At 58.1% G+C, this 222-nt stretch carries 1 protein-coding gene; it reads left to right on the top strand.

The window, feature by feature from the left end:
- Positions 1–55 precede the first annotated feature (55 nt).
- Positions 56–222: ANTAR domain-containing protein (locus tag QM588_RS25640; RefSeq protein WP_283317437.1), on the top strand; the 167-nt coding region annotated here is incomplete at its 3' end.

The following is a 222-nucleotide window of genomic DNA, read 5'->3' as shown; positions in this document are numbered from 1 at the left end:
CCACGCTGCGGTGGCTTTGTACGCGGCTAACAAGACCGAACAGTTCTAGTCCGGCTTGTCCTCACGGGACATCATCGGCCAGGCCAAGGTCATGTTGATGGAGCGGTACGGAATAGACGCGGTCCAGGCGTTCGACATGATTTCACGGCAGTCGCAAACCGAGAACCTCCCGCTGGCCACCTTGGCCTCACAACACGACCACCTCCGTTCCAAATCGAACAA

Source organism: Rhodococcus sp. IEGM 1354 (assembly GCF_030056855.1).
Taxonomy (GTDB): Bacteria; Actinomycetota; Actinomycetes; order Mycobacteriales; family Mycobacteriaceae; genus Rhodococcoides.
This window is presented reverse-complemented; position numbering and strand designations above follow the sequence as displayed.